Origin of the sequence: Pseudonocardia sp. WMMC193, assembly GCF_021728735.1 — a bacterium.
Lineage (GTDB): Bacteria > Actinomycetota > Actinomycetes > Mycobacteriales > Pseudonocardiaceae > Pseudonocardia > Pseudonocardia oroxyli.
This window is the reverse complement of record NZ_JAKKDO010000003.1, coordinates 6141197-6167272: the sequence shown is the minus strand read 5'-3', so window position 1 is coordinate 6167272 and position 26076 is coordinate 6141197. Positions and strand designations below refer to the sequence as shown.

27 protein-coding genes are annotated in these 26076 nt (G+C 74.0%); 9 read left to right on the top strand and 18 right to left on the bottom strand.

The window, feature by feature from the left end; all coding sequences use genetic code 11:
- Positions 1-18 precede the first annotated feature (18 nt).
- From L3X23_RS31560 to L3X23_RS31525, 8 genes are all read right to left on the bottom strand, one after another.
- On the bottom strand, positions 19-561 hold the full coding sequence (locus L3X23_RS31560) for an NUDIX hydrolase (protein WP_237196913.1): 543 nt from the start codon (positions 559-561) through the stop codon (positions 19-21).
- On the bottom strand, positions 555-1901 hold the full coding sequence (locus tag L3X23_RS31555) for a coenzyme F420-0:L-glutamate ligase (protein ID WP_237196911.1): 1347 nt from the start codon (positions 1899-1901) through the stop codon (positions 555-557). Before L3X23_RS31555 ends, L3X23_RS31560 begins: the two co-directional genes overlap by 7 nt.
- Positions 1898-2881, bottom strand: a complete 984-nt coding sequence (gene cofD, locus L3X23_RS31550; RefSeq protein WP_237196909.1) for a 2-phospho-L-lactate transferase — start codon at positions 2879-2881, stop codon at positions 1898-1900. The genes L3X23_RS31555 and cofD overlap by 4 nt, the downstream gene beginning before the upstream one ends.
- A 4-nt stretch (positions 2882-2885) precedes the next feature.
- Positions 2886-3365: a glutathione peroxidase gene (locus tag L3X23_RS31545; protein WP_237196907.1), complete on the bottom strand. Its 480-nt coding sequence runs from the start codon at positions 3363-3365 to the stop codon at positions 2886-2888.
- A gap of 10 nt (positions 3366-3375) precedes the next feature.
- Positions 3376-4278, bottom strand: coding sequence for a DNA-3-methyladenine glycosylase (locus L3X23_RS31540; protein WP_237196906.1), 903 nt, complete (start codon positions 4276-4278; stop codon positions 3376-3378).
- A 64-nt stretch (positions 4279-4342) separates the two neighbouring features.
- Positions 4343-5413, bottom strand: a complete 1071-nt coding sequence (locus L3X23_RS31535; RefSeq protein ID WP_237198171.1) for a sugar phosphate nucleotidyltransferase — start codon at positions 5411-5413, stop codon at positions 4343-4345.
- 18 nt (positions 5414-5431) lie between these two features.
- A complete protein-coding gene (locus tag L3X23_RS31530) occupies positions 5432-6319 on the bottom strand; it encodes a glycosyltransferase family 2 protein (protein ID WP_093086996.1) in 888 nt (295 codons plus the stop codon).
- Positions 6320-6400: 81 nt separating this feature from the next.
- Complete coding sequence (locus L3X23_RS31525; protein ID WP_237196904.1) at positions 6401-7387, bottom strand: lipopolysaccharide assembly protein LapB; 987 nt, start codon at positions 7385-7387, stop codon at positions 6401-6403.
- Positions 7388-7607: 220 nt separating this feature from the next.
- On the opposite strand from L3X23_RS31525, the gene L3X23_RS31520 reads away from it, so the two are divergent.
- From L3X23_RS31520 to ilvA, 3 genes are all read left to right on the top strand, one after another.
- Complete coding sequence (locus tag L3X23_RS31520) at positions 7608-9356, top strand: LCP family protein (RefSeq protein ID WP_237196902.1); 1749 nt, start codon at positions 7608-7610, stop codon at positions 9354-9356.
- A gap of 24 nt (positions 9357-9380) precedes the next feature.
- Positions 9381-10097: a TIGR03089 family protein gene (locus tag L3X23_RS31515; RefSeq protein WP_237196900.1), complete on the top strand. Its 717-nt coding sequence runs from the start codon at positions 9381-9383 to the stop codon at positions 10095-10097.
- Positions 10098-10174: 77 nt separating this feature from the next.
- Positions 10175-11410: a threonine ammonia-lyase IlvA gene (gene ilvA / locus L3X23_RS31510; protein ID WP_237198170.1), complete on the top strand. Its 1236-nt coding sequence runs from the start codon at positions 10175-10177 to the stop codon at positions 11408-11410.
- 53 nt (positions 11411-11463) lie between these two features.
- On the opposite strand, the gene L3X23_RS31505 is transcribed toward ilvA, so the two are convergent.
- Complete coding sequence (locus L3X23_RS31505; RefSeq protein ID WP_237196898.1) at positions 11464-12621, bottom strand: acyl-CoA dehydrogenase; 1158 nt, start codon at positions 12619-12621, stop codon at positions 11464-11466.
- 87 nt (positions 12622-12708) lie between these two features.
- On the opposite strand from L3X23_RS31505, the gene L3X23_RS31500 reads away from it, so the two are divergent.
- Entirely contained in the window at positions 12709-13425 is a 717-nt protein-coding gene (locus L3X23_RS31500; protein WP_237196896.1) for a TetR family transcriptional regulator, read from the top strand.
- A 295-nt stretch (positions 13426-13720) separates the two neighbouring features.
- Here the strand turns inward: L3X23_RS31500 and purE are convergent, their stop codons facing one another.
- On the bottom strand, positions 13721-14236 hold the full coding sequence (purE, locus tag L3X23_RS31495) for a 5-(carboxyamino)imidazole ribonucleotide mutase (RefSeq protein WP_237196894.1): 516 nt from the start codon (positions 14234-14236) through the stop codon (positions 13721-13723).
- Positions 14233-15441, bottom strand: a complete 1209-nt coding sequence (locus L3X23_RS31490) for a 5-(carboxyamino)imidazole ribonucleotide synthase (RefSeq protein ID WP_237196892.1) — start codon at positions 15439-15441, stop codon at positions 14233-14235. The genes purE and L3X23_RS31490 overlap by 4 nt, the downstream gene beginning before the upstream one ends.
- 84 nt (positions 15442-15525) lie before the next feature.
- Here L3X23_RS31490 and L3X23_RS31485 point away from each other — a divergent pair, with 84 nt between their 5' ends.
- Entirely contained in the window at positions 15526-16038 is a 513-nt protein-coding gene (locus L3X23_RS31485; protein ID WP_237196890.1) for a GtrA family protein, read from the top strand.
- Here the strand turns inward: L3X23_RS31485 and L3X23_RS31480 are convergent.
- Together L3X23_RS31480 and L3X23_RS31475 are read right to left on the bottom strand one after the other, a co-directional pair.
- Positions 16035-16970, bottom strand: coding sequence for an alpha/beta fold hydrolase (locus L3X23_RS31480; protein ID WP_237196888.1), 936 nt, complete (start codon positions 16968-16970; stop codon positions 16035-16037). The genes L3X23_RS31485 and L3X23_RS31480 overlap by 4 nt on opposite strands.
- Before the next feature lie 31 nt (positions 16971-17001).
- Complete coding sequence (locus tag L3X23_RS31475) at positions 17002-17916, bottom strand: LysR family transcriptional regulator (RefSeq protein ID WP_237196886.1); 915 nt, start codon at positions 17914-17916, stop codon at positions 17002-17004.
- 139 nt (positions 17917-18055) lie between these two features.
- On the opposite strand from L3X23_RS31475, the gene L3X23_RS31470 reads away from it, so the two are divergent.
- Together L3X23_RS31470 and L3X23_RS31465 are read left to right on the top strand one after the other, a co-directional pair.
- Positions 18056-18550 carry a flavin reductase family protein gene (locus L3X23_RS31470; protein ID WP_237196884.1) on the top strand — a complete coding sequence of 165 codons (495 nt, stop codon included), beginning with the start codon at positions 18056-18058 and terminating at the stop codon, positions 18548-18550.
- A 29-nt stretch (positions 18551-18579) separates the two neighbouring features.
- Positions 18580-20115, top strand: a complete 1536-nt coding sequence (locus L3X23_RS31465) for a 4-hydroxyphenylacetate 3-hydroxylase N-terminal domain-containing protein (protein WP_237196881.1) — start codon at positions 18580-18582, stop codon at positions 20113-20115.
- A 312-nt stretch (positions 20116-20427) separates the two neighbouring features.
- Here L3X23_RS31465 and L3X23_RS31460 read toward each other — a convergent pair whose 3' ends face one another.
- A complete protein-coding gene (locus tag L3X23_RS31460) occupies positions 20428-21699 on the bottom strand; it encodes an ATP-binding protein (RefSeq protein WP_237196879.1) in 1272 nt (423 codons plus the stop codon).
- A complete protein-coding gene (locus L3X23_RS31455; protein WP_237196877.1) occupies positions 21696-22352 on the bottom strand; it encodes a response regulator transcription factor in 657 nt (218 codons plus the stop codon). The genes L3X23_RS31460 and L3X23_RS31455 overlap by 4 nt, the downstream gene beginning before the upstream one ends.
- A gap of 42 nt (positions 22353-22394) precedes the next feature.
- On the opposite strand from L3X23_RS31455, the gene hisN reads away from it, so the two are divergent.
- Both hisN and L3X23_RS31445 read left to right on the top strand, forming a co-directional pair.
- Entirely contained in the window at positions 22395-23207 is an 813-nt protein-coding gene (hisN, locus tag L3X23_RS31450; protein WP_237196874.1) for a histidinol-phosphatase, read from the top strand.
- Positions 23204-23665 carry a MaoC family dehydratase gene (locus tag L3X23_RS31445; RefSeq protein WP_237196872.1) on the top strand — a complete coding sequence of 154 codons (462 nt, stop codon included), beginning with the start codon at positions 23204-23206 and terminating at the stop codon, positions 23663-23665. The genes hisN and L3X23_RS31445 overlap by 4 nt, the downstream gene beginning before the upstream one ends.
- Here L3X23_RS31445 and L3X23_RS31440 read toward each other — a convergent pair.
- The 3 genes from L3X23_RS31440 to L3X23_RS31430 all read right to left on the bottom strand — a co-directional run bounded on the left by L3X23_RS31440 (position 23662) and on the right by L3X23_RS31430 (position 25981).
- Positions 23662-24597, bottom strand: a complete 936-nt coding sequence (locus tag L3X23_RS31440) for a hydroxymethylglutaryl-CoA lyase (protein WP_237196870.1) — start codon at positions 24595-24597, stop codon at positions 23662-23664. The two genes, L3X23_RS31445 and L3X23_RS31440, sit on opposite strands and share 4 nt — an antisense overlap.
- Positions 24590-25075 (bottom strand): PH domain-containing protein, encoded by a 486-nt coding sequence (locus L3X23_RS31435; protein WP_237196868.1) that lies wholly within the window; start codon positions 25073-25075, stop codon positions 24590-24592. Before L3X23_RS31435 ends, L3X23_RS31440 begins: the two co-directional genes overlap by 8 nt.
- Before the next feature lie 81 nt (positions 25076-25156).
- Positions 25157-25981, bottom strand: a complete 825-nt coding sequence (locus L3X23_RS31430) for a biotin--[acetyl-CoA-carboxylase] ligase (RefSeq protein WP_237196867.1) — start codon at positions 25979-25981, stop codon at positions 25157-25159.
- Positions 25982-26076 lie beyond the last annotated feature (95 nt).

The window sequence follows — 26076 nt, the reverse complement described above, 5'->3', positions numbered from 1 at the left end:
GCCGAATGGGGGATACGGTCATCCAGCGCTGAGACGGGCCGACTCGACCATCGTCGAAACGGTGTCACTGTCGGCCGGAAGGCCGTCGAGCGGCCACCAGGCGAGATCGGTGGACTCGTCCGAGATCACCGGGACGGCGCCGGCGGGTGCGCGCACCAGGTACCGGACGTCCAGGTGCCGGGTCGGGAGGCCCAGCGAGCACGTGACGGGATGGACGTCGAGGTGCAGCGGGTGCGCGGCGATCTCCAGCCCGGGGATCCCGGACTCCTCGGTCGCCTCGCGCAGCGCGGCCTCCCGCAGGCTCGCGTCCCCGGGCTCGCAGTGACCGCCGAGCTGGATCCACCGCCCGACGCGCGGGTGCAGGGTCAGCAGCGTCCGCTCCCCGGTGTGGTCCAGGACCAGCGCCGAGGCCGTCAGGTGCCCGGGCTCGCACTCGCGCAGGCAGGCGTCGTCCGGCCGGGCGAGGCAGAAGGCGACCAGCGCCTCGCGCAGCGCCGCCTGCGCCTCGTTCGGCGGCGACCAGGCGCGCAGCTCCTCGATCGCGACGGCGGGCTTCACCACTCGAGGAGCCCGTCCGCCGGGTCCTTCGGTGCGCGCGGGGCCAGCGGCTCCACCGGAGCGCCCACCGCGACGGCGCCCAACGGCTGCCAGTCCGCGGGCAGGTCCAGCACCTCGCGCACCGTGTCCGGGGCGAAGATCGTGGAGCCCACCCAGCAGGACGCCAGGCCCTCGGCGGCCAGCGCCACCAGCAGGGACTGCACGGCGGCCCCGCCCGCGACCGTGAACATGTCCCGCTCCGCGGCGTTGCGGGCCGCGTCCGGGTAGGTGTGCGCGCCGTCGCCGGTCAGGAACGCCAGCACCAGCTCGGGGGCCCGGCGCAGCAGGTCGCCGCGGGCGAGGCGCCGCGCGATCTCCTCGGCCGGACGGCCGTCCCGCGCCAGGTCCGCCTCCCAGCGGACCCGCATCGCGTCGAGCAGCGCGTCCCGGGAGCGCACCCACACGAACCGGAACGGGGTGCTGTGGTGCGGCGCGGGAGCGGTCAGCGCGACCCCGACCGCCCGGCGCAGCGCGGCCGGGTCGACCGGCTCCGGCCCGAACTCGCGGGTGCTGCGGCGCAACAGGACCGCCTCGGACCGGCCCTGCGCGATCGCCTCGTCCGCGCCGAGCCGGAACAGGTCGTCCTCGACCGGGCGGACGAGGTCGCGGGCGGTCGAGCCGTCGTCCCGGCTGCCGAGCCCGCGGACCACCGCGACCGGCAGCGCGCCGAGCTTGCCCTTCACCAGGTCCGCCGCCCCGGCCACCTCGTCCGCCACGGCGACCTCGGTGACCAGCAGCTCGTTGCCCTCGGCGTCGTGCGCGCCGGCGTAGCGGTGGATCACGGTGAGCCCGGCGGAGCCGATCGCGACGTCCGTCTGCCCGACCCGCCAGGAGCGGCCCATCGTGTCGGTGACCACCACGGCGACGTCCACGCCCAGCGCGTCCCGCAGGCCGGTGCGCAGCCGGGCCGCGCTGCCGTCCGGATCGACCGGCAGCAGGGCGAGCTCGTCGGTGCGCACGTTCGAGCCGTCGACGCCCGCCGCGGCCTGCACGATCCCGAGCTTCGACGCGACGATCAGCGTCCGGCCCTTGCGGGCCAGCACCCGCTCGGTCTCCCCGTCGATCAGCCTGCGCCGCAGCGCGTCCCGCTCCTCGGGGTCGGTGGGTGCGGGCACGAGCCGGCCCTCGGCCTTGGAGAAGATCTTGCTGGTCACCACGACGACGTCGCCGTCCGCCAGCCACGGGGCGGCCGCGGCGATCGCGGCGGTCACGTCGTCCCCGGGGCGGAACTCGGGCAGGCCGTGGACCGGCAGGATCTCGAGCCCCTCCGCCGCGCGGTGGTCCGCGAACCCGGGCGAGCTCACGGCGTCACCCCGGCCAGGTCGAACGCCGCTCGCACCATGTCCGCGGTGACCTCGGGCGAGCTCATCAGCAGCGGCACGGCCCGGACCTCCGCGCCGTCGATCTCGGCGGAGTCCCCGGTGTGGACCAGCCAGCCGTCGAGCAGGCCGCCCTTGGACCGGGCCCCGTAGTGCCGTCCGACGCCCTCGGCGCTGGTCTCGACGCCGATCGCGGACAGGCACTGGTCCGCCATGCCGCGCAGCGGGGCGCCGTCGATGATCGGCGACACCCCGACGATCCGGCCGCGCGCGCCGACCAGGGCCTGGGGCATGCCCGGGATCTGGATCATGGTGCCGATGCTCACGACGGGGTTCGACGGGGCGACCAGCACGACGTCCGCGTCCCGGATCGCCTCGGCGGCGGCGGGCAGCACCGTGGCCTCCTCCGCACCCACCGACGCGAAGCGGTGCGCCGGGTACTTGGCCTGGTAGCGCACCCACCACTCCTGGAAGTGGATCGCGATCTGCGGCGGGCCGTCCTCGGTCCGCGCCGGGTTGTCGATCACCACGTGGGTCTCGACCCGGTCGTCGGACGCGGGGAGCAGCCGCACGCCGGGCCGCCACCGGTCACACAGCGCCTCGGTCACCTGGGACAGCGGGTAGCCGGCACGCAGCATCCGCGAGCGGACCAGGTGGGTGGCGATGTCCTTGTCCCCCAGCCCGAACCAGCTCGGCTCGGCGCCGTACGCGGCGAGCTCCTCCTTGACCGTCCAGGTCTCGCCCGCGTGCCCCCACCCGCGTTCGGTGTCGATGCCGCCACCGAGGGTGTACATGCAGGTGTCCAGGTCCGGGCAGATCCGCAGCCCGTGCATCCAGATGTCGTCCCCGACGTTGACCACCGCGGTGATCTCGTGGTCGTCTCCGCGCGCCGCCTGCAACGCCGCCTTGACACCGAGCAGGAACCGCGCGCCGCCGACGCCTCCGACCAGGACCGTGACCTTCACGGTGTCAGGCTACGACCCGGTCGATCGCGGCCACGATCTCGTCCGACTCCGGCTCGGTGCGCGGCCGGAAGCGGGTGACGGCACCGTCCGGGGCCACGAGGAACTTCTCGAAGTTCCACTGCACGTCGCCCGCGGCGCCCGTGGCGTCCGCGGTCTCGGTGAGCTCGGCGTAGAGCGGGTGCCGGTCCGGGCCGTTGACGTCGATCTTCTCGGTGAGCGGGAAGCTCACCCCGTAGGTCGCCGAGCAGAACGTGGCGATCTCCTCGGGCGAGCCGGGCTCCTGCCCGCCGAACTGGTTGCAGGGCACCCCGAGCACGGTGAAGCCACCGCCCCCGAAGCGTTCCTGCAGCCGCTCCAGGCCGGAGTACTGCGGGGTCAGGCCGCACTTGCTGGCGACGTTGACGACGAGCACGGCCTTCCCGGAGAGGTCCGGGAGGGCGGAGCCGTCGAGAGCACGGAGAGCGGTGAGGGAGCCGAGGTCCACGCGATCGAAACTACATCGCGCGGTAGTCGCGCGGGCTGAAACGTGGCCCGAACCGGGGACGTTGGAAGCCGGACACCTCCACCAGCCGCACCGCCCGCTGGCGTTGCGGCCGGTAGGGCTCGAGGACCTCGAGCATCCCGGCGTCGTCCAGCGGGCGACCGACCAGTGCCCAGCCGACGACCGTCGGGATGTGGAAGTCGCCGAAGCTGACGGCGTCGGGGTCGCCCCACGCCCGCTGCGCCACCTCGGCCGCGGTCCACACGCCGATCCCGGGGACCTTGCGGAGCAGGATCCGCCCGTCTTCGCCGCCGAGCTCCACGGCGGCCTCCAACCGGTGCGCGACGGCGGCGGCGGCCAGGATCGCGCGGCGGCGCGCGGAGTCGACGCCCGCCTTGTGCCACTCCCAGTCCGGCACCGACCGGAGCTGCGCGGGGGTGGGCGGGACCCGCATCCCCTGCGGAGCCGGGCCCGGAGCGGGGTCCGCGAACCGCCAGGCGAGCTCGCGCCACGACCGGCGGGCCTCGGTGCCGGTGACCTTCTGCTCCAGGATCGCCGGGACGAGCTGGTCCCAGACCCGACGCGTGGCGCCGAACCGCAGGCCGGGGCGGCGGCGGGCGGAGTCCTCGATCAGCGGGTGGTGGGCGGTGAACGTCTCGGGGGTGTCGTTCGCGCCGAGCAGCGCGGGCAGCCCGTCGAGCTCCCAGGTCGCCCCCGGCCCCCACCCCTGCGCGACGACCGTGCCGTCGGTGCGTCGGGCGATCCGGACGGTCGCGGGCCCGTCCGGGGTGGTGGAGGTGCGCCAGATCCCACCCTCGTCCTGCCGCCACGAGGGATCGCCCCGGCCCCGCCGCAGCGGGACCAGCACTGCGTGCACGTCGAGCGCGAAGCCCGGCGTCCACTCCCGTTCGATCATGGTTGTCGCGCCTCCGGCGCTCGTGCGTGGTAAGTGGTGCCAGAGCACCACTTACCACGCACGGCTAGACGTCGGCGGAGAAGCGGATGCCGTGCGGGGGCAGCTGCACGTCGGGCCAGATGCGCATGCCGCCCTTGATCTCGCAGTGCGCGCCGACGACCGCGCGGTCCCCGATCACCGCGTCCCGCACGTGGGCGCCCGCCTCGATCCGCGCCCCCGCACCGACCACCGAGGACTCGACGATCGCCCCGGCGGCGATGACGGCGCCGTCGAAGAGCATGGAACCCTCGACCTTGGCGCCCTCCCCGACGACCACGTCCCGCCCCACGGCGGTGCCGCCGAACACGAACGCGTCCTTCGCCACGTCCGCGCCCTCGAGCACGATCGACTCGCCGACCGGACCGGGCAGCGCCGCGGAGGGCGCCACGCCGCGGACCAGGTCCGCCGAGCCGTGCACGAGGTCGCCGGGGGTGCCCATGTCGCGCCAGTAGGCGTTGTCGACGTGCCCGCTCACCCGGGCGCCGCGCTCCAGCAGCCCGGGGAACGTCTCGCGCTCCACGGACACGACCCGCCCGCGCGGGATCTCCTCGAGGATCGAGCGCTTGAAGACGTAGCAGCCCGCGTTGATCTGGTCGGTCGGCGGGTCCTCGGTCTTCTCCAGGAAGGCGAGCACGCGGCCGTCGTCGTCGGTGGGGACGCAGCCGTAGGCGCGCGGGTCCTGCACGCGCACCAGGTGCAGCGTGACGTCCGCGTCGGTGTGCCGGTGCGTGTTCACCACCGCGCCGAGATCCGTGCCGCACAGCACGTCCCCGTTGAACACCATCACGTTCTCGCTGGTCAGGTGCTGGGCGACGTTCGCGATGCCGCCGCCGGTGCCCAGCGGGGCCTCCTCGACGACGTAGGTCAGCTCGAGCCCCAGGGACTCCCCGTCCCCGAAGTGCTCCTCGAACGTGGAGGCGAGGTAGGACGTGCCGAGCACGACCCGCCGCACCCCCGCGGCCCGGATCCGGGACAGCAGGTGCGCGAGGAACGGCACCCCGGCCGTCGGCAGCATGGGCTTGGGCGCGGACAGGGTCAGGGGTCGCAGGCGGGTTCCCTTGCCCCCCACCAGCACCACGGCCTCGACGTCGTCCAGCACAGTTTCGGTCTCCTCTTAACGGCTCGACACTCGCGACCGCACCGCGAGGCCCGCCCTGACGGCGGCCCGCAGCGGGGCGTTGACCGGTCCCGGATGGCGGTCGGCGAGATAGCGGTAGGCACTGCGGTGGTGCTCGGCGAGCATCCGGGCCGACACGTCGGCCTTGCTGGTGGACACCCCGCCGGTGTGCACGACCTCGGCGGTCGGCACGTACACGTTCAGCCAGCCCGCCCGACCGAGCCGGTCCCCGAGGTCGACGTCCTCGAAGTACATGAAGTAGCGCGGGTCGAAGCCGTCGACGGAGTCGAACGCGCTGCGCCGCACCAGGAGGCAGGAGCCGGAGAGCCAGCCCGCGGGCCGCTCCTCGATGGCCGCGGACTCCTGCCGGTAGGTCGTGGACCAGGGGTTCTGCGGCCAGATCCGGCCGAGCACCGCGTGCCCCGCGCCGGTCGCGAGATCCGGCACCCGCCGCGCGCTCGGGTAGACGTGCCCCTCGGGGTCGCGGATCAGCGGGCCGAGCGAGCCCGCCCGCGGGTGCCGCCGCGCCGCCTCGAGCAGGACGTCGATCGAGCCGGGCCCGAAGACCAGGTCCGGGTTCGCGACGACGACCCAGCCCACCTCGGGCCCCAGGCCCGCGACGGCGCGGTTGGCGGCGGTGCCGTAGCCGACGTTCTCCCCGATCCGCAGCAGCTCCACGCCCGGGCGCTCGGCGGCCGCCTCGGGGGCGCCGTCCACGGAGCCGTTGTCCGCCAGCACGACCCGCAGCGGGCGGGTGGTGGCGGCGGGGATCGAGTCGAGGAACGCGGCCAACGTCTCGCCCGGCGAGTAGGTCACGGTCACGACGGCGAGCTCGTCGCCGTACGTCCGCACCGCGGTCCCGCCGGTCGGTCCCTCCGGTTCCATGGGGCCCGAGGGTATCGGGGACGCGGCGGCGGCTCGCGCCCGCGTCAGCGTAGCGGCGTCCGGACACACTCCGGCCCCGGTTCAGTCGTCCGAGGGATCCTCGCCGTTCAGCTCGCCCAGCAGGGCCGCGGCCTCGCGGTCCCCCTGGCCCGACCCGATCTCGAGGTACCAGCGGGCGACCTCGGGGCGGCCGACGTCCAGCAGGAAGCGGCCGATCGTGACCGCCCACCGGGGTTCGTTGTGCCGCTCCGCCTCCCGGAACTCGTGCTCGGCGGCGGTGACGTCCCCCTGGGCGACCAGGAACCCGCCGTACGCGGTGTGGGCGCGGACGGCGCCGAGCCCGCCCGCGCGGCGGTAGAGGGCGTCCGCCTCGTCGTCCCGGCCCTGCGCGGCCCGCACGTCCGCCAGGGCGACGAGGGTGTCCGGGCGGTCCTCGGCCGCGTACCGCTCGGCGACGACGGCGGCGCCCGCCAGGTCCCCGTCCTCCAGGTGCAGGGCGACCAGGTTGTCCGGCGCGCTCGGGTCGCCGCGGTCGGCGGCGTGCGTGAGGACCTGCACCGCCTCGCGCAGCCTGCGGTCGGCCACCAGCAGCAGCGCCAGGTCGTTCGCGGCGGCGGTCTCGCCCGCCGCGACCGCGGTGCGCAGCATCTCCTCGGCGCGGACGTGGTCGCCGAACTCCGCGAGCGCCACCCCCAACCTGCCCGCGAACGCGACGTGCCCGTCCGCGACCAGCGGCGTCAACCAGTCGATCACCGCGGACCAGGCGCCCGTGTCGAGGTAGGCGCCGACCAGCAGGTCCGCCGCCCCGGGTTCGGCGGAGGCGACCGCGCGGCGCAGGACCTCGACGGCCTCGCCCGCGCGGCCCCGGTCGAGGAGCGAGCGCCCCTCGTCGGACAGCGGGGTCGCCTGCTCCGCCGCGCCGGTCTCCACCGCCTCGGCGACGGCCTCGCTGACCGCCTCGGCGATCGTGGCGGGCCGGTCCGGCTCGGGGAGGATCGGGCTCCGGGGATCGGGCAGGGTCACGGGCAGGGTCGGCCCGGGGGTCTCGGGCTCCAGCTGCGCGGTCATCGCCGTCCCCTCGTCCGGAAGGTGTCCAGGGTCTCACCCGATCGGGGATCCGGCAGCGCGACACCATGATCACCCGCGGCCACCGACCGCTCACCCTCCGGGGTGGACCCGGGGTGCCCGCGCACACGAGCCGCCGACACGCCGGGCGACGCGGCGCGATGATCGCCCCGGATGATGCACCCTCTCTCCGACGGTTGTGTCCTGAACGAGTGGAGACGGCATGGACGCGGCAGACCCGCCCGCAGGTGCCCGCGCCGCGCGGGACCGCCGGGCAGGCGCGTCCGCGCTGTTCGGTGAGGGTGGGGCGCTGTCCTCCGCGTCGGCGCGCACCTCCACCGCCCGCACCTCCACCGCCCGCACCTCCACCGCCCGCACCGCCACCGCACGCACCTCCTCCGCGCGGGCCTCGGGGCCCCCGCCCAGCGCCCGCCGCACCCCGGCCGCCGGCAGCGCCTCCGCCCGCGACCTCGGCCGCGGCACCCCGGCCCGCCCGCCGTCCCGACCGCGGCCGTCCACCCGCCCCCGTCCGGCCGCTCCCGCCGCGCCGCCCACCGGCCGCGCCACGCTGGTCCGGCGCACCCGGCTCACCGTCTGTGTGCTGTCCGCGCTGGTCCTGATCCTGACGGGCACGGCGTGGACCTTCTACCGGGACGTCACCGGCGGGATCACCACCACGAACGTCATCACCGGCGGCTCGTCCGGCGGCGAGCAGAACATCCTGCTGGTGGGCGTCGACAGCCGCACGGACGCGCAGGGCAACCCGCTGCCGGACGACGTCCTGGCGACCCTGCGCTCCGGCGCCGAGTCCGGCGTGCTCAACTCCGACACGATCATCGTGCTGCACCTCCCGGCCGACGGCGGCGGCGCGACGGCCTTCTCCATCCCCCGCGACAGCTACGTCGACATCCCCGGCTACCGCAAGGACAAGATCAACGCGGCGTACCCGGCGACGAAGGCGCTCAAGGCCGACGAGCTCGTCGCGGGCGGGATGAGCCAGAAGGAGGCCGACACCCAGTCGTCGGCCACCGGGCGGTCCACGCTGATCGAGACCGTGCAGAACCTGACCGGGCTGCAGATCGACCACTACGCCGAGATCAACCTGCTCGGCTTCTACAACCTCACCCAGGCGGTCGGCGGCGTGGACGTCTGCCTCAAGAACCCGGTGAACGACGAGTTCTCCGGCGCCGACTTCCCCGCGGGCCCGCAGACGATCTCCGGCGCGGACGCGCTGGCGTTCGTCCGACAGCGGCACGGGCTCCCCGAGGGCGACCTGTCCCGGATCCGCCGCCAGCAGGTCTTCCTCGCCGCCGTCGCGGACAAGATCCTCTCGACGGGGACCCTGACGAACCCCTCCACCCTCTCCGCCCTGATCGACTCGGCGGAGCAGTCCCTGGTCATCGACCAGGGCTGGGACCTGCTCGGGTTCGCCCGGCAGGCGAGCGACATCGCGGCGGGCAACATCGACTTCATGACCATCCCCACGCAGGGTGGCGCGCACAACGAGCGCGGGGACGTCGTGCTGGTCGACCCGACCCAGGTGCAGGCCTTCGTCGAGGAGAAGACCACCCCCGTCGAGGAGAGCACGGCGCCGGCCCCGCCGCCCGCACCGGCCTTCGACGCGAAGGCCTACACCCTGGACGTCGGGAACGGCTCCGGCGGCACCGGCCTCGCCGCCCAGGTAGCGGACCAGCTCGGCGCGGCCGGGTTCCGACGCGGGGTCGTCGAGAACGCCGCGAGCCGCACCACCAGCGTCGTCCGCTACTCCGGCGACGGGCAGGCCGCGGCCCAGAACGTCGCCGCGCAGCTCGGCGGGCTCGGCGTGGAGCAGTCCGGCGACGTGCAGCCGAACCACCTGCAGGTCCTGCTCGGCACGGACTACGCGGGCGCGGCCCCGGCCACCCCGGAGGCCGCGGCGGCGCCGACGCAGCCGCCCGCGGTGAACGCAGCCCGCGTCCCCTGCATCGACTGACCGGCACTCGGGTAGAACCACCTGGTGTCCCTGACCTCCGCGCTGCTCGACCCGATCCTGCGCGCCGCCCCCGCCCGGCCCCTGATCACCTTCTACGACGACGCCACCGGCGAGCGGATCGAGCTCTCCGCCGTCACCACCGCGAACTGGGTGGCCAAGGCGGCGAACCTGCTGCGTGACGAGTGCGACGTCGAGCCGGGCGGGCGGGTCGCCGTGCTGCTGCCCGCGCACTGGCAGACCGCGTCGGTGCTGCTGGCGGCGTGGTCCTGCGGCGCGGAGGTGGTGGGCGAGCCCGCCGAGGCCGACTGGGTCCTGTGCGACCGCGACCGCCTGGACCTGGCACTGGCCGCCGCACCCTCGGGCGGGGTGCTCGCGCTCTCGCTCGACGCCTTCGGCCGCGGGATCGACGGCCTGCCCGACGGAGTGATCGACTTCGCCACCGAGGTGCGGCTGCACGGCGACGAGTTCGTGCCGTGGTCGCCGGTCCCGCTGTCCGACCCCGCGCTCGGCGGGCTCTCCGCGGACGACCTGCTCGCCCGGGCCCGGGCCCGCGCCGCGGACCTGGGCCTCGACGCGGGCTCCCGGGTGCTCTCGGTGAAGGACTGGTCCGCCCGGGAGGACCTCGTCGACGGCCTGCTGGCGGTCCTCGCCGCGGGCGGCTCGCTGGTGCAGGTCGCGCATCCCGACGAGACGCGGCTGGAGCGGAAGTACGAGTCCGAGAGGTGCACCACGCGCCTGTAGCGCCGCGCATGACCTGCGCGACTCCGGCCGGGACCGCCGATTACGGTGTCACCGTGAGCAGCGCCCCCTCCGTGACCGTGACCGCCGCCGACGTCGACGATGCCGCCGGGCGACTGCGCGCGGTGATCGGGCCGAGCCCGCTGCAGATCTCGGCGCGGCTGTCGGACTCCGTCGGCGGCGAGGTCTGGCTCAAGCGCGAGGACCTGCAGCCGGTCCGGTCCTACAAGATCCGCGGCGCCTACAACCTGATCGCCCAGCTCAGCGACGAGGAACGGGCGCGCGGCGTGGTGTGCGCCAGCGCGGGCAACCACGCCCAGGGCGTGGCGTTCGCGTGCGCGCGGCTCGGTGTCACGGCCCGCATCTACCTGCCCCGCACCACCCCGCGCCAGAAGCGGGACCGGGTGGCCCGGCTGGGCGGGAAGGTGGTCAGCACGATCGTCGTCGGCAACACCTACGACGACGCCGCGTCCGCGGCCGCCAAGGACGCGACCGACACCGGCGCCACCCTCGTCCCGGCGTTCGACGACCCGCGCACGGTCGCGGGCCAGGGCACGGTCGTGCGCGAGGTCCTCAGCCAGCTCGCCGACCCGCCGGACCAGATCGTGGTCCCGGTCGGCGGGGGCGGCCTGCTCGGCGGCACCCTCACCTACCTGCGCGAACGCCACCCGGACGTGCGTGTGATCGCCGTCGAGCCCGCGGGGGCGGCGAGTCTCGCCGCGGCGCTGGCGGCCGGCGCGCCGACCACGCTGGACACCATCGAGCCCTTCGTCGACGGCGCGGCGGTCCGCCGCGTCGGCGACGTGACGTTCCCGATCGCGCAGGACGCCGGCGTCGAGCTGCACCAGGTCGACGAGGGTCGCATCTGCGTCGAGATGCTGGCGCTCTACCAGACCGACGGGATCATCGCCGAGCCCGCGGGCGCGCTCGCCTCCGCCGCGCTCGGCATGCTCGACATCCCCCGCGACTCCACCACGGTGTGCCTGCTCTCCGGCGGCAACAACGACGTGAGCCGGTACGCGGACATCGTCGAGCGCGCCCTGGTCTGGGAGGGCCGCAAGCACTACTTCCTCGTCGAGTTCCCGCAGGAGCCCGGTGCGCTGCGCCGCTTCCTCGACGAGACCCTCGGCCCGGACGACGACATCACGCTCTTCGAGTACACGAAGCGCAGCAACCGCGAGACCGGCCCCGCGCTCGTCGGCATCGAGCTCGGCGACCCCGACGACCTGCCCGCCCTGCTGGAGCGGATGGCGGCCGCGCCGCCGCAGATCGAGCGGATCCCGCCGGACTCGCCGCTCTTCCGCTTCCTGCTCTGAGACCACGCCGGGATCGGGTCCGCGGTGACACCGACCCCGGCGGGAGGCTCAGCTCACTTCAGCAGCGCCCGCGCCATCACCATGCGCTGGACCTGGTTGGTGCCCTCGTAGATCTGGGTGATCTTCGCGTCCCGCATCATGCGCTCGACCGGGAAGTCCTTGGTGAAGCCCGCGCCACCGAACAGCTGGACGGCGTCGGTGGTCACCGACATCGCGGTGTCGGAGGCGAAGCACTTGGCGGCCGCGGAGATGAAGCCGAGGTTCTTCTCGCCCCGCTCCGCGCGCGAGGTCGCGACGTACACGAGCTGGCGCGCCGCCTCCACCTTCATCGCCATGTCGGCGAGCATGAACTGCACGCCCTGGAAGTCCCCGATGGCCTTGCCGAACTGCTTGCGCTCCTTGACGTAGGCGACGGCCTGGTCGAGCGCCCCCTGCGCGACGCCGACCGCCTGCGCCCCGATCGTCGGGCGGGTGTGGTCCAGCGTGGCCAGGGCCGTCTTGAAGCCGGTGCCCTCCGCGCCGATGATCCGGTCGCCGGGGATGCGGCAGTCGGTGAAGTGGATCTCGCGGGTGGGCGAGCCGGTGATGCCGAGCTTGCGCTCCTTGGTGCCGACCTCGAAGCCGGGGTCGTCCTTGTGCACCACGAACGCGGAGATGCCGTTGGCCTTCTTCTCCGGGTCGGTCACCGCCATGACCGTGTACCAGCTGGAGACGCCGGCGTTCGTGATCCAGCACTTGGTGCCGTTGAGCACCCAGTCGTCCCCGTCGCGGCGGGCCCGGGTCCGCATCGACGCGGCATCCGAACCGGCCTCGCGCTCCGACAGCGCGTAGCTGATCATGGCGTCGCCCGCGGCGATCGAGGGCAGAACCTGCTTCTTGAGCTCCTCGGACCCCGAGAGCAGGATCGGCACCGAGCCCAGGCCGTTCACGGCGGGGATCAGCGACGACGACACGCAGGCCCGCGCGACCTCCTCGATGACGATGCAGGCGGCCAGCTCGTCCGCGCCCTGCCCGCCGTACTCCTCGGGGATGTGCACGGCGTGGAACCCGGCCCTGGTCAGCGCGTCCTGCGCCTCCACCGGGTAGCGGGCCTGCTCGTCGACGTCCGCGGCGTGCGGCGCGATCTCCTTCTCCACCAGGGCGCGCACCGCGTCGCGCAGGGCCTCGTGCTCCTCGCTGAGCCGGTAGGCCTCGAAGTCGCCGTCAAGCATCTGTTCTCCACACGTCGATGTCCGGGGGTGCGCCCAGCCTAACGGCACTGCGTGCCATGAGACAACGACGTTGCTACCCTCCGTGCCATGACGGAGGGCACAGTCTCGCGCCGGGGGGTGGACGGCGGCGGAGCCGTCGGGGTGGGTAGACGCAGCGGCCGGTCCGCCGAGGGCCGGGCCGAGGTACGCCGGGACCTGGTGCGCGCCGCCGTCGAGCTCTTCACCGCGCAGGGCTACGACGACACGACGGTGGACGACATCGCCGCCGCGGCGGGCGTCGGGCGCCGGACGTTCTTCCGCTACTTCGCGGGCAAGGAGGACGCGGTCTCCCCCGACCACGAGCTGGGCCTCGCCCGGATCGCCGAGGTCTTCGCGTCAGCCCACCCCGACGAGCCCCTGCTGTCGCTGACCCTGCGCGCGGGCGAGACCGTCTTCGACCTGTACCTGACCGACCAGGACACCGCGCGCAAGCGGTTCGCCCTGGTCCACGCGGTCCCGGCGCTGCGGGACCGGGAGGCGGCGATGGTCCACCGCTACCGGCGGCTGTTCACCCGCGAGCTCACGGCGCGCCTGCAGGGCGTCGAGGACGGCGACCTGCGGGCCGCCGTCACCGCGGCGGCGGTGGTCGCCGCGCACAACCAGGCGCTGCGCCGCTGGCTCGCCGAGAGCGGCACGGTGGAGGGCTGCCTCGCCCACTTCCGCAAGGTGGCCGACATGATCCCGCTCGGCGCGGGCGCGGGTCCGGACCTGGAACAGGTCACCCGTCGCCTCGAGCACGTCGCGGCGGCGCTCGAAGGGCGGTGATCCACCGCGCGGGAGCGGGGAGGTCGAATCCCGACCGCCGCGCTCCCCGAGCGTGGATCACCCGGGGCGAGACGTGGTCTGGACATGGGTGATCCCCGGGCCGTCTCGGGTGAGACGCGAACCGAGCTGGACTGGGCTCGGGCCCGGGGATCATCGGTGACTGCCGGGGATTCGCCGAGGCTCTCGGCTTCCACGACCGTCAGGAGTTCGTCCTGTGGTGCCTCAGCGGGCAGCCACCTCACAAGTCCTCGTGGAAATCAACGTCGGACCACCTCCCTTCTTGTGTACGACCAGCCTACGTATCGGCGGGAGGGCGCGCCACGAGTTTTTCGCGCAGCAGCCGATCCTTCTCGAGGACCATGTCCGACAACGACTCCTGGAACTCGACCATGCGCGCCCGCAGGCCCGGGTCCGAGGCCGCGAGGATCCGCACGGCCAGCAGGCCCGCGTTGCGGGCGTTGCCGACCGCGACCGTGGCCACCGGCACCCCGGCGGGCATCTGGACGATCGACAGCAGCGAGTCGAGGCCGTCGAGCACCTTCAGCGGGACGGGCACGCCGATGACCGGCAGCGGGGTCGCCGCGGCGACCATCCCCGGCAGGTGCGCCGCGCCGCCCGCGCCCGCGATGATCACGCCGATGCCGCGGTCCGCCGCGGACGTCGCGTAGTCGAGCATCCGCTGCGGGGTGCGGTGGGCGGAGTAGACGCCGACCTCGTACGCCACGTCGAACTCGGCGAGCGCGGCCCCGGCGGCCTCCATGACCGGCCAGTCCGAGTCGCTGCCCATGATCACGCCGACCTGCACGCTCATGCCCGGTCCCCCAGTCCCTGCGTCCCGGTGTGGACGGACCACCCGTCCTCCCACTCCGCGGTGGCCAGCCAGTGCGCCGCCAGCACCGCGGTCCGGCGGACCTCGCCGAGGTCCGACCCGAGCACGTTCACGTGCCCGACCTTGCGCAGGGGCCGCTCGCCCTTGCCGTACAGGTGCACCTTGACCTGCGGGAACCGCGCGAAGAGATGATGGATGCGCTCGTCCACCGTCATCTCCGGGGTCTTCTCGGCGCCCAGGACGTTGGCCATGACGACGACCGGCGCCGTCATCGTCGTGGTCCCCAGCGGGTAGTCGAGCACCGCCCGCAGGTGCTGCTCGAACTGCGAGGTCCGGGCGCCCTCGATCGTCCAGTGCCCGGAGTTGTGCGGCCGCATCGCGAGCTCGTTGATCACCAGCCCGTCGGCGGTCTCGAACAGCTCGACGGCGAGCAACCCCGTCACGTCGAGCTCGTGCGCGATCCGCAGCGCGATGCCCTGCGCCTCCAGCGCGCGCTCCTCGGACAGTCCCGGGGCGGGCGCGAGGACCTCCACGCACTGCCCCTCCTCCTGCACCGTCTCGACGACCGGCCACGCCGCGGCCTGCCCGAACGGCGACCGGGCGACCTGCGCGGCCAGCTCGCGGAACATCTCGACGGCCTCCTCCACCAGCAGCGGGGTCCCGGCGTCGAGCAGCTCCCGGACGAGCTCGGGGTCGGCCGCGCGCAGGAACCAGACCCCGCGGCCGTCGTACCCGCCGCGGGCGGCCTTGAGCACCACCGGCCAGCCGTGCTCGGCGGCGAAGTCGGCGACCTGGTCGGGGGCGGTGATCTCGGCGAACGCCGGGACGGGGAGGCCCATCTCCGCGAGGCGCCGCCGCATGACGAGCTTGTCCTGCGCGTGGAGCAGCGCGTCCGGGTGCGGCCGCACGGCGACCCCGTCGGCGACGAGCGCGCGCAGGTGCTCCTGCGGCACGCCCTCGTGGTCGAAGGTCACCGCGTCGCAGCCGACGGCGAGCGCGCGCAGCGACGCGAGGTCCGGCCCGCCCGCCACCACGTCCGGAGTGACGAGCGGGGCGGGCTCGTCCGGCGAGACGGCGAGCACCCGCAGGGACTGCCCGAGGCCGATGGCGGCCTGGTGGGTCATCCGCGCGAGCTGGCCGCCGCCGACCATCCCGACGACCGGGAAGTCACGTGAGGGGGTCTCCACGGAGAGGGAACACTACCTGCGCCCTCGGTGTGACCTGCGGCCCCGATCGGGTGTCCGGTTCCTCCCTCTGGGACGATCGAGAGCGTGTCCCTGGTCGAAGCGACGCTCGCGCGCATCCCGCAGCCGTACCGCGACATGGCCTTCCGGCACCGTGAGCTGCTGAAGTTCGCCATGGTCGGCGGGTCGACCTGGGTCATCGACACCGCCGTGTTCCTCATCCTCAAGGGCACGGTGCTGGCCGAGAAGCCGCTCACGGCGAAGATCATCGCGGTGCTGGTGGCGACCATCGTGTCCTACGTGCTCAACCGCGAGTGGTCCTTCCGGACCCGCGGCGGGCGCGAACGCCACCACGAGGCGCTGCTGTTCTTCCTGATCAGCGGGATCGGGGTGGCCGTGTACTCGGCGCCGCTCGCCGCCTCGCGCTACCTGTTCCACCTGCAGGTCCCCGAGGTCTCGCTGCTCACCCAGGAGGTCGCGGACTTCGTCAGCGGGCAGATCCTGGGCACCCTGGTCGGCATGGCGTTCCGCTGGTGGGCCTTCCGCCGGTTCGTCTTCCCGGAGAAGGACGTCCGCCGCCAGGTGGCCGAGCAGGTCTAGAGGCTCCCCAGGAACGTCAGCAGGGCCGCGTTCACCTCGTCCGGCCGCTCCTGCTGCACCCAGTGGGCCGCGCCCTCGATGACCACCTCCCCGCGCAGGTCGTCCAGGTAGGCGGCCTGGCGGTCCGACGGCATCATCCGCTGCACCGGGTCCTCCGACCCCGTCACGAACAGGCTGGGCATCGTGACGTGGGCCTCCGCGAGCTGCGGGGTCGTCTCCCAGTTGCGGTCGAAGTTGCGGTACCAGTTGATCGCGCCGGTGAAGCCGGTCCGGGCGAACTCGGCGACGTAGTGGTCCAGCTCCGCCTGGGTCAGCCAGTCCGGGAGGGCGTCCGGCTGCGGCAGGCGCTCGACGAAGCCGCGGCCGTCGTCCGGCCCGACCAACTCCGTGCCGTCGCCCGCCCTGGCCCCGCACAGCATGCCGCGCATGGTCCGCGCGGGGTCCGCGGCCATGTTCGCGTCCGCGGTCCCGGGCTCCTGGAAGTGCAGGATGTAGTAGAAGCGACCGGCGAGCGCCGCGCGCCAGATCTCGGTCGGCGGGCGCTTGGCCCGCGGGGTGAACGGCACGCTCATCCCGCAGACCGCCGCCACCCGCTCCGGGTGCAGCAGCGCCGTCTGCCAGGCCACGATCGCGCCCCAGTCGTGTCCCACGACGACGGCCTGCTCCTCGCCCAACGCGTCGAGCAGACCGACGACGTCCCCGCTCAGGTGGTGGATGTCGTAGTCCTCGACGGCCGCCGGACGCGACGAGCCGCCGTAGCCCCGCATGTCCGGCACGATCACCCGATGGCCCGCGGCCGCCAGCGCGGGCACCTGGTGGCGCCAGGAGTAGCCGAGCTCGGGGAACCCGTGGACCAGGACCACCGCCGGGCCGGAGCCCTCCTCAGTGACCTGCAACTCGACCCCGTCGGGGAGGGTGACCGTCCGCTGCATGCCCGCACCCTACTGAACGGACGTTCAGGTGTCAGCCCGCCGCCCGAACGGGTGCGGACACCTCGGCGGCGACCTCGCTGATCTGCTCGCGCAGGAAGGTGTGGCCCGGATCGCCGTCGAAGCGCGCGTCCCAGTACATCGCCTGGTGGATGTCCGGGAGCGGGACCGGGGGCGGGAGCAGGCGCACGGCCGGGCCCACCCGGGTCGCCCACGCGCCGCGTTCCAGCAGCAGGCTCACCGCCGAGGTGCCCTCGAGCAGCACCGGCACCATGAGGAAGCTCTCGACGCTCGCGGCGACCGTCCGGTCCGGCGCCATCCGCGCCAGGTGGGCGTCCGCGATGCTGGGACCGGCGCGCCCCAGGCTGTAGACGACCTGGGGTAGCCCCCGGAACTCGGCGAGGGTGAGACGGTCGCCGACCGTCGGGTGGTCCGCCCAGACCGCGCACAGCCAGCGGTCGACGAAGAGATCGCGCGAGGGCATCGTCACGTGCTCGAGCTCGCGCGGTTGCACGATCACGTCGATGCCCTCGTCCACCAGCGCCGCCGCGGTCCGGCTGAGCGGGCGGGCGTCGATGCGCACCTCGGGGGCTCGCCTGCGCAGCCGCTCCAACAACGAGGGCAGCAGCACCAGCATGGTGTAGTCCGATCCCGCCACCGTGAAGACGCGGCGGCCCGGCTCGCCGGGCCCGACCTCGAAGAGCCCGCGCACACCGACGAGGAGCTCCGCCACCTCGCCGCGCAGGCGGACCGCGAGCGGGGTCAGCCGCAGGTCGTTGCCGGTCCGCACCAACAACGGGTCGCCGAACAGCTTGCGCAGCCGCGCGAGCGCGCCGCTCATCGCCGACTGGGACAGGTCCAGCCGCCGCCCCGCGCGCGTGACGTTGGCCTCCTGCAGCAGCGCGTCGAGCGCGACCAGGAGGTTGAGGTCCAGCGAGCTGAGCTTCATGGCGTCCGGAGTGTGCGGGCTCCACCGTCTCGTCTCGGTTTCGCGTCCGTTACCGCCCTGGCACATCGCTCACGGCGATGCCCGCCAGCGCGCAGAACTGTTTCCCACCTGCGCGGATCCGGTCCTAGCGTCGTCCGGCATGGAGAACCCGACCGACACGTTCCGCGCCGCGATGCGACGCCACGTCACCGGCGTCACCGTGGTCACGACCCGGCTGGACGGGCGGGCGTGGGGCATGACGGTGAGCGCCTTCACCTCGGTCTGCCTCGAACCGCCGACCGTCCTCGCCTGCCTGCGCCGCACGACGGCGGCCGCCGAGGAGATCCTGCGCACGGGCCGGTTCGGCGTGAGCCTGCTCGCCGAGGACCAGGACGAGATCTCCCGGCGCTGCGCCGCCCCCGGCGCGCCGAAGTTCCTCGACGACGTCTGCGGTGCGGCACCGACGCACAGCCCGGTCGTCGACGGCGCGGTGGTGGGGTTCGACTGCGTCCTGGTCCGCTCCGCCGAGCTCGGCGACCACGTCGCGCTGTTCGGCGAGGTCGCCGCCGTCGTCTCAGGTCCGACCCCCGGAGCCCACCCGCTGCTCTACACCGACGGCGACTACCTGTCGCTGCCCCCGCGCACCGCCGCGTGACCCCGACCCCCCGCAAGAGAGGCCTGTCCATGAAGACCGGAGCCGAGTACCTCGAGTCCCTGCGCGACGGCCGCGTCGTCTACTGCGGCGGCGAGCGCATCGACGACCTCACCACCCACCCGGCGACGGCGGGCTACGCCCGCGTGATCGCCGAGTACTACGACCTCCACCACGACCCGCGTCTGCGCGACGAGCTCACGTTCGTCGACGAGGACGGCGAGCGGCGCGCGCTGCACTGGATGATCCCGCGGGACAAGCAGGACGTACAGCGTCGCCGCCGGTACCACGAGTTCTGGTGGCGCCACTTCGCGGGCGGGATGTTCTGCAGGCCGCCCGCCTCCACCAACTGCGTGCTGTTCGGGGTCGTGGACGACCCGCAGCCGTGGGAGGACAACTCGGTCGGCCACGGCGGTCGCCCGCTCGCGCAGCACATCCGGGACCTCTGGGCGCGGGTGCGGGCCGAGGACTCCTTCCTCACGCCCATGTTCGTCGACGTCCAGTACGACCGATCCCGGCCGGACTCGGTCGCCGAGTCGCCCGCCCTGGAGATCGTCGACCGCACCGAGGAGGGGATCGTCGTCCACGGGTGGAAGTCCGTCGGGACCCCGCCGGTGTTCGGCAACGAGGTGGTCTTCGGCGTGTTCTGGCGACCGGGCACCACCGAGGAGCAGACCGTGTACGGCGTGATCCCCGCCAACACGCCCGGACTGGTGCACGTGGCGCGGCCGTCCACCGCCGCCGAGGGCGCCTCGAGCGTCGACCGGCCGTTCGCGGGGATCGGCGACGAGCTGGACTCGATGGCCTTCTTCGACCACGTCCTCGTCCCCTGGGAGCGGGTGCTGCACGTGGGGAACCCGGACCACGCCAAGCACTTCCCGCAGCGGCAGTTCGACTGGATCCACGTGGAGACCCAGATCCGGCAGACCGTGAACGCCGAGCTCCTCGCGGGCCTCGCGCTGCTGGTCACCGAGGCCCTGGGCACCGCGGCGGCGCCGGTCGTCGCCTCCCAGCTGGCCGACCTCGTGCGGTTCCGGGAGACCTGCCACGCCCTGACGCTCGCCGCCGAGGAGACCGGGTTCCACACCGAGCACGGGATGTACAAGCCCAACCCGCTCTACGTGAACTTCGGCCGCGCGCACTACCTGGAGAAGGCCTCCGCCATGATCGACCTGCTCCTGGAGCTGTGCGGTCGCGGGGTCGTGCTGTTCCCCACCGAGGCCGAGCTGGCCGACCCGTACCTCGGGCCGCGCCTGGAGGAGGCCCTGCGCGGTCGAGACATCGGGGCCCGCGAGCGGCTGCGGATCTTCAAGGTGATCCACGAGCGGTTCCTCACCGAGTGGGGCACGCGGCACACGATGTTCGAGAAGTTCAACGGGACACCGCTGCACGTGATCAAGATGCTGACGATGCAGCGGGCGGACTACCGCCCGGACGGCCCCCTCGCCCGTCTGGCCCGGGACGTCGTCGCCGGTCGGGACCCGGCCCTCCCGACCGCCGAGGCGGCCGAGGGCAACGACGGACCGGGGGCGCCGGGGACACCCGGGGCGGTCGAGCGGGCGGCCTGAGAGTCCGCCCGCAGGTGCCGCGCCCCCGCCCGCGGACCACGCGCCCAGCCGGCCGGACAGGGCTCGATCCCCGGCCCGCGCCGCTCGCCGCGGACCACGCGCCCGGCCGTCCGGGCCCATGATCCATGGTGCGGGCGCGGAGCGGTCGAATCCCGACCGCCCCGCGCCCGAAACGTGGATCACGGGAGGGCGGGCGAGCGGGCGGGTCGGCCGACCCACCCGGCCGTCGAGTGGGCTGATCCACAGCCTGGGAGCGAGGCGGTCGGATTCCGACCGTCTCCCGCCCGAAGTGTGGATCAGGCGGCGGCGTGGTCAGCGGGGGGTGGTGGCGGGCCTCGGCGTGGTGACGACGTCGTCGGCGCGGGCGGGCGGGAGGAACAGGGCGAAGGTGGGTGGGCGGGCCCGGGAGAGCTCCAGCCGTCCCCCGTCCGCCTCGACCAGCGCCCGGGCCAGTGCCAGCCCCAGGCCGGTCGAGGACTGCACGGACACCCCGCGGTCGAACACGTGCGGCACGAGCTCCTCGGGGACCCCGGGTCCGGTGTCGGACACCTCGACGACCAGCGCGTTCGCCCCCTCGCGGGCGGAGATCGTGACGGTGCCGTCGCCGTGCTGGATGGCGTTGTCCACCAGCGCGCCCACGGCCTCGCGGATCCGGGCGGGGGTGACGCGGGCGAGCAGCCCGTCGGGCACCCGCAGCTTGAGCCGCCGCCCGACCGACTCCAGGGCGGGCCGCCACTCGTCGGCCACCTCGGTGAGGCCCGTGCGCAGGTCCACGGGTTCCGCGCCCGCGGCCCGGGCGGCGCGGGCCGCCTCCAGGAGCTCGTCGAGCACCTCGGAGAGCCGTTCGGTCTGCTCCAGTGCGGCGAGGGCCTCGCGACGGGCACCGGGGTCCGGGTGGGTGGAGAGCTCGTCGAGCCGCAGGACGAGCGCGGTGATCCGGCTGCGCAGCTGGTGGGAGACGTCCCCGACCAGGGCGCGTTCGCGTTGGACGAGGTCGGCGAGCGCGGTCGCCGAGGTGTCGAGGACGTCGGACACCCGGTCCAGCTCGGGGATGCCGTGGCGGTGCGGGGCGCGGCGGAAGTCCCCCGCGCCGAGGCGGGCGGCGCGGTCGGCGACGTCGAGCAGGGGTTCGGCGAGCCGGCGCGCGGTGACCGTGGCGACCACCGCGCCGGTGCCGACCGACAGCACCACCAGCAGGATGACGACGACCGTGACCTGCACCTGTTGGGTCCGCATGACCGAGATCGGCTCGGACAGCGTGATGGACCCGCCCTGCCCGAACGGCAGCGACTCCGCGATCGTGCCGTCCTCCGGCGGGTCGCCGACGGTCTGCACCGAGACTCCCGGCACGCTCACCACGAGCTGTCCCTCCGCGGGGACGGCGAGCGCGATCTCGGCCCGGTCGATCGGGGTGCCCGGCGGCTCGTCGTCGAGCCGGTCGGCGATCCGCTCGAGCCGCTGGATCAGCTCGGCGCGGGTGAAGTCCTCGACCAGGCGCCAGGTGGTGAACGCCAGCGGCCCGCCCAGGACGAGCGCCGTCACCGCGACGACGAACAGCGTCGAGAGCAGGATGCGGCGCCTCATGTGTGGTTGAAGCGGAACCCGACCCCGCGGACCGTCGCGATCCGGCGCTCGCCGCCGATCTTGCGGCGCAGCCAGGACATGTGCATGTCCAGCGTCTTCGAGGTCTTCATGTCCGGGTCGTTCCAGACCTCGCGGAGGATCTCCTCGCGAGTCACGACCTGCCCGGCCCGCAGCAGGAGCACGCGCAGCAGCTCGAACTCCTTGTTCGCGAGCCCGACCTCCTCACCGTCGACCAGGACGCGGCGGCCGGAGAGCTCCATCCGCACGCCGCCCACCTCGACCGTCTCCGGGGTGAGCCTGCGCAGCAGCGCCCGGACCCGGGCCAGCAGCTCGGCGAGGCGGAAGGGCTTGCCGACGTAGTCGTCCGCGCCCGCGTCCAGCCCCACGACGAAGTCGACCTCGTCGGTGCGGGCCGTCAGCATCAGGACGGGGAGGTCGGGGAAGTCGGGGCGCAGCCGCCTGCAGACCTCCAGCCCGTCCATCCCCGGCAGGCCGAGGTCGAGCACGAGGAGGTCGACGTGGCCCTGGCGGACGACGTCGAGCGCCGTGCTGCCGTCGGACGCGACGTCGACCTCGTAGCCCTCGCGTTGCAGGGCCCGGGAGAGCGGCTCCGCGATCGCGGCGTCGTCCTCCGCCAACAGGACGGTGGTCACGGGTCGAGAGTATGCCCGCCCGGGATGGCATGCTGACCCGCCGTGAGCAGCGCCGTTACCGAACCGGACACCCGTGCCGATCTCGCCCTCGCCCTCGAGCTCGCCGACCTGGCGGACGCGATCACCCTGCCGCGCTTCCGGGCCGCCGACCTGCGGGTCACGCGCAAGCCGGACCGCACGCCGGTGACCGACGCGGACACCGCCGCCGAGGAGGCGCTGCGGGCGGCGATCGGCGGGCGGCGGCCGGGGGACGCGATCCTCGGCGAGGAGGGCGGGGGGTCCGTCGGGGAGGGCCGCGGCCGCGGCTGGGTGCTCGACCCGATCGACGGCACCAAGAACTTCTCGCGCGGCATGCCGGTGTGGGCGTCGCTGATCGCGCTGTGCTCGGGCGGCGTCCCCGTGGTCGGGGTGGTGTCCGCGCCCGCGCTGGGCAGGCGGTGGTGGGCCGCGGCCCGGCACGGGGCCTGGACCTCCGAGCGGGGTGGGGAGGCGCGGCGGATCTCGGTGACCGGGGTGACGGCGCTCGAGGACGCCTACCTGTCCACCACCAACCAGGAGACCTTCCGGGAGTTCGACGGCATGGACCGCTGGCTGGCCTTGTCCCAGGCCTGCTGGGAGACGAGGGCCTTCGGCGACTTCTGGCAGCACTGCCTGGTCGCGGAGGGGGCGATCGACCTGGCCGTGGAGCCCGCGGCGAACCCCTGGGACCTCGCCGCGGTGCAGGTCCTGCTCGAGGAGGCGGGCGGGCGGCTCACCGACCTGCGCGGCGTCCCCGGCTTCGCGGGCGGCGACGGCCTGGCGTCCAACGGCCACCTGCACGAGGCCGCGCTGCGCGTCCTACAGTCGGCGGAATGATCGCCTTCGAGGACCTGACGCCCGGACGGGTGTTCGACCTGGGGTCCGTCACCGTGGACCGCGACGAGATGATCGCCTTCGCGCGCCGGTTCGACCCGCAGCCCTTCCACCTGGACGAGGAGGCGGGCCGGGCGTCGGTGTTCGGCGGGCTGGCGGCGTCGGGCTGGTTCACGGCGGGGCTGTGGATGCGGCTCTACATCGACGAGCTGGTCTCGAAGGCCGAGGGGCTGGGCTCGCCGGGCGGGGACGAGATCGCCTGGCCCGCACCGGTCTTCGCGGGCGACCGACTCTTCGCGTCCATGGAGATCGTGACGGCGCGGCGCTCGTCGTCGAAGCCGTGGATGGGGCTGGTGACGCTGCGGGCCTGGATGCGCCGCGGCGCCGCGGACTCCGACGACGTGGTCTACCGCGCCCGCTTCACCGGCATGTTCGGCTCGCGGGAGCACCCCCGGCCCTAATCGGCCCCGGCCAGCGCCTTGACCACGCGGGAGGGTGACGGGCGGCCGAGCTTGTCCGCCATCCACACACTCGTCTCAACGAGGTCGGCGAGCCGGGCGCCGTGGCTGACACCCAGGCCGTCGAGCATCCAGACGAGGTCCTCGGTGGCGAGGTTGCCCGTCGCGGACTTGGCGTAGGGGCAGCCGCCGAGGCCGCCCGTCGACGCGTCGACCGTGGTGACCCCGCGGCGCAGCGCGGCGAGGGTGTTGGCGAGGGCCTGCCCGTAGGTGTCGTGGAAGTGCACGGCGATCTGGTCGATCGGGACCCCGCCCGCCACGCAGGCGTCGATCACGGCCTCGGCGTGCCCGGGGGTGCCGGTGCCGATGGTGTCGCCCAGGGACAGCTGCCTGCAGCCCATCTCGACCAGCCGACGTCCGACGGCGGCGACCTGCGCGGGGTCGACGGCCCCCTCCCACGGGTCCCCGAACGCCATGGAGACGTACGCCCGGACCCGCAGCCCCTCGGCGAGGGCGCGCTTCACCGTGGGCTCGAACATCGCGAACTGGGAGTCCAGCGTGCGGTTGAGGTTCTTCTCCGCGAAGGTCTCGGTGGCGCTCGCGAAGACCGCGATGTGGTCCACGCCCGCCTCGACGGCCCGGTCGAGCCCGCGCTCGTTGGGCACCAGCACGGGGTAGTCGACGCCGGGGCGCCGCTCGAGCATCGCCAGCAGCTCCGCGGCGTCGGCGAGCTGGGGAACCCACTTCGGGTGCACGAAGCTGGTCGCTTCGAGGGTGGTGAGGCCCGCGTCGGCGAGGCGGTTCAGGAACTCGGCCTTCACCTCGACCGGCACGATCGCCTTCTCGTTCTGCAGCCCGTCCCGCGCACCGACCTCGTAGATCGTGACGTGGGCGGGCAGCCCCTCGCTCGGCAGCGTCATGGGCAAGTCAGGCATCGTCGGCGACCTCCTGGTAGAGCAGCGCGTGGACCCGCTCGACGGCCGGGATGTCCGTGAACTCCAACGGATCGTCCGACGCGGACTCCACCACGAGTGTGCCGCAGCCGAGCACCCGTTCGAGCACGGTGTGACGGAACTGCACCGTGTTGATCCGCGACATCGGGATGTCCATGCCGCTGCGGGAGAACACGCCCTCACGAACCAGCACCCGCCGGGTCGTCACCACGAAGTGGGTGGTGCGCCACCGCACGAACAGCAGCACCGTGAACCGGCCGACGAGCCCCACCGCCACCACAGCGAGCGCGATCCACGCGACGAGGGCCCAGCTCTGCGCGCTCACCAGCGCCGCGAGGAACGCCGCCGCCCCGACGGTCACCAGGAACACCAGCACCGGGCCGATCAGCATCTTCCAGTGCGGGTGGGTGTGGAGCACGACCCGCTCCCCGGCAACCAACAACTCATCGGGGTAGGCCACCCCACGACCCTAGGCATTGTGGAGCCACAACTGTCGTTCCGACGCCCCGAAGCGACAGTTGTGGCTCCGCAATGCGCTCGGTCAGGGCTGGGCCGGGCGGAGGTGGACGATGTCGCCGGCTGCGATGGGGCGTCTGGTGCCGTCGGGCTCCAGGACCAGCAGGTGGCCGCTGGTGTCCACGTCCTCGGCGATCCCGACGATCGCGGAGCCGCCGGGCATCTCCACGCGCACCTCGGAGCCCAGGGACAGACAGCCCGAGCGGTAGTCGCCGCGCAGGCCCGACTCGTCGGCGTCCCCGCCCGCGGCGCGCCACGCGGCCTCGCGCTCCCCCAGGTTGTGCAGCAGGGTGACCAACAGCTCGGTGCGGTCGACGGCGGCGCCCTGGTCGGCCAGCGAGGTCCCGGTCTCGGGGGCCCACGCCACGTTGACCCCCATGCCGAGCACCACGCCGGGCCCGCCGCCGGACACCGCCGTCATCTCGGCGAGGATGCCCGCGCCCTTGCGCCCGTCGAGCAGCAGGTCGTTGGGCCACTTCAGCCCCGCGGGCACGCCGGGGGCCAGCGCGCGGACCGCGTCGAGCAGGGCGACGCCCGCCAGCATCGGGATCCAGCCCAGCTTCTCGGCGGGGATGCCCTCGGGCCGCCACAGCACGCTGACCGCGATCCCGGAACCGCGCGGCGCCTCCCAGGTGCGGTCCAGCCTGCCGCGCCCGCGGACCTGGTGCTCGGTGACCAGCACGGACCCGTCGGGCGCGCCCGCGGCCGCGGCGGCGACCAGGTCGGCGTTGGTGGAACCGGTCTCGTCGACGACGTCGACGCGCGTCCAGCGACCCGCCGGGCCGAGCAGGCGGTGCCGCAGGTCGTGGACGTCGAACGGGACCGCGTCGACCGGGTCGGTGGAGCTCACGGCCGGCAACCTATCCTCCGCCGGTCCGGCTGTTCGGACGTTTCCGACGGTGAAGGCGCCCGACGGTGCGGCGCACGCGACCGGTGCACCCTGGG